4 protein-coding genes are annotated in these 1,982 nt (G+C 63.8%); 3 read left to right on the plus strand and 1 reads right to left on the minus strand.

Going from position 1 to position 1,982, the window contains the following annotated elements; translation table 11 throughout:
* Positions 1-563: aromatic ring-hydroxylating oxygenase subunit alpha (locus ADADOO_RS14100; RefSeq protein ID WP_511278139.1), on the minus strand; the 563-nt coding region annotated here is incomplete at its 3' end.
* 106 nt (positions 564-669) lie between these two features.
* Here ADADOO_RS14100 and xseB point away from each other — a divergent pair.
* The 3 genes from xseB to ADADOO_RS14115 form a co-directional block, all read left to right on the plus strand.
* A complete protein-coding gene (gene xseB, locus ADADOO_RS14105) occupies positions 670-909 on the plus strand; it encodes an exodeoxyribonuclease VII small subunit (protein ID WP_511278140.1) in 240 nt (79 codons plus the stop codon).
* A complete protein-coding gene (locus ADADOO_RS14110; protein ID WP_511278141.1) occupies positions 906-1,799 on the plus strand; it encodes a polyprenyl synthetase family protein in 894 nt (297 codons plus the stop codon). Before xseB ends, ADADOO_RS14110 begins: the two co-directional genes overlap by 4 nt.
* A partial coding sequence (locus tag ADADOO_RS14115) for a 1-deoxy-D-xylulose-5-phosphate synthase N-terminal domain-containing protein (protein ID WP_511278142.1) occupies positions 1,799-1,982 on the plus strand: 184 nt, incomplete at its 3' end. The genes ADADOO_RS14110 and ADADOO_RS14115, both read left to right, overlap by 1 nt.

Raw genomic sequence — 1,982 nt, forward strand, 5'->3', positions numbered from 1 at the left:
ATGAAGGTCTTCCAGTTGTAATTGCACTCGTGCATCTCGACGTGGTCGAGCTTGTAGCCCGTGAAATCGAGTTCCGGCGCGACCTTCATCCCGGCCAGGTCAACGTTAGCCGAGCGCGGGCCCTTGAAGAGCAGACCGTTCCAACTTTCCAGCTTGGCCTTGTTCAAGTTGAGGCAGGGGTTTTGCGGAAAAAGCGGCGCGCCGATCAGTTCGCCGCCCTGGTCATAGGTCCACCGATGAATCGGGCAGACAATCGGCCCGTTCAGCGTGCCCGAACCCTGCAGCATGATCGCCTGACGATGGCGGCAAATGTTCGACATCTGCCAGTGGCCGGCATTCGGCCCGGCGTCGCCGCCGTTGAGCAGCATTTGGCCGTGGTCCTTCCACTCGAGCGAACGGTAATCCCCGGCGCCCGGCACCATGAGCTGATGACCGACATAGCCCGGACCGGCATCGAAGATGAGTTTTTTCTCCAGCGCAAAAATCTTCTCGTCGAAATACCAGTCCACCGGCAGTTGGGAAACTGCGGGGGCCAACCGGGACAAAGTCGCCAAGTCGGACATTCCAAGCCTCCAGCGGGGGTTAAAAAGGGCTGAGTATTTTACCCCGATATTTGACCGAGCGCCCCTTGATAGAGTATTTTCGCGTGTTTCCTTGATCGCCTCAAACATGGCCACAAAGCCCATCGCCGACATGAAATTCGAGACGGCCCTTGCCGAGCTTGAAAACATCGTCTCCAGCATGGAAGGCGGCAAACTCGAGCTCGAAGCCGCCATCGCCGCCTACAAGCGCGGCATGGAACTGATGAAGCACTGCCAGGCGCAACTCGCCGACGCTGAAGACCAAATTCGCATTCTCGAAAATGGCCAGTTCAAGGACGTCGACCGCAGCACGCTGGAGGCCCAGTGAGCGCCACCCCGTTTGCCGAATGGATGGCCGTCACCCAGGACCGTGCCGAATCTGCTCTCAGCCGCTTCCTGCCAGGCAGTGACAACATCCCCGCCCGCCTGCACGAAGCCATGCGCTACGCCACGCTCGGTGGCGGCAAGCGCGTCCGCCCGCTGCTCGCCCACGCTGCCGGCCAACTGACCAGCGCCACGCCGAACCACCTCGACATCGTTGCCAGCGCCGTCGAAATGGTCCACGCCTACTCGCTGGTCCATGACGACCTGCCGTGCATGGACGACGACGTGCTGCGCCGCGGCCGCCCGACCTGCCACGTCGAGTTCGACGAACCGACCGCCCTGCTCGTCGGCGACAGCCTGCAGACGCTGGCCTTCGAACTGCTCGCCAGCCAGGCCATCGGCGAGCCGAAGCAACAACTCGAAATGATCGCCCTGCTCGCCCACGCCAGCGGTTCGCGCGGCATGGCCGGCGGCCAGGCCATCGACCTCGCGGCGGTCGGCCAGCCTTTGAACCAGCCCGAGCTGGAGCTCATGCACGCCCTGAAAACCGGTGCCCTGATCCGCGCCGCCGTGCTCCTCGGCGCCCTCGCCGGCCAACCGCTGTCGGCTGAACAACGCACCAACCTCGACCGCTTCGCCAAGCGCGCCGGCCTGCTCTTCCAGGTCGTCGATGACATCCTCGACTGCACGGCAAGCACCGCCACGCTGGGCAAGACGGCCGGCAAAGACGAAGCCGCCGCCAAGCCGACCTACGTCAGCCTGCTCGGCCTCGACGCCGCCCGCGCCTACGCCGACGAACTGCGCGCCGACGCTCGCGACGCCCTCGCCATTTTCGGCGAACGGGCTGCCCGCCTGACCCAATTGGCCGATTTCATCTGCCACCGGCAATTCTGATGACCGCCTCCCGCCTGCTCGAAAGCATCAACAGCCCGGCCGACCTGCGCCGACTGGACCGCAAGCAGTTGCCACAACTGGCAACCGAGCTGCGCGCCTTCCTGATCGATTCGGTGTCGAAAACAGGCGGCCACCTGTCGTCCAATCTCGGCACCGTCGAGATGACCATTGCCCTGCACGCCG

Source organism: Azonexus sp. (assembly GCF_036170495.1).
Taxonomy (GTDB): Bacteria; Pseudomonadota; Gammaproteobacteria; order Burkholderiales; family Rhodocyclaceae; genus Azonexus.

Excerpts from the sequence above, each read along its gene's own strand:
- xseB (WP_511278140.1), top strand. The coding sequence starts at position 670 with ATGGCCACAAAGCCCATCGCCGACATGAAATTCGAGACGGCCCTTGCC.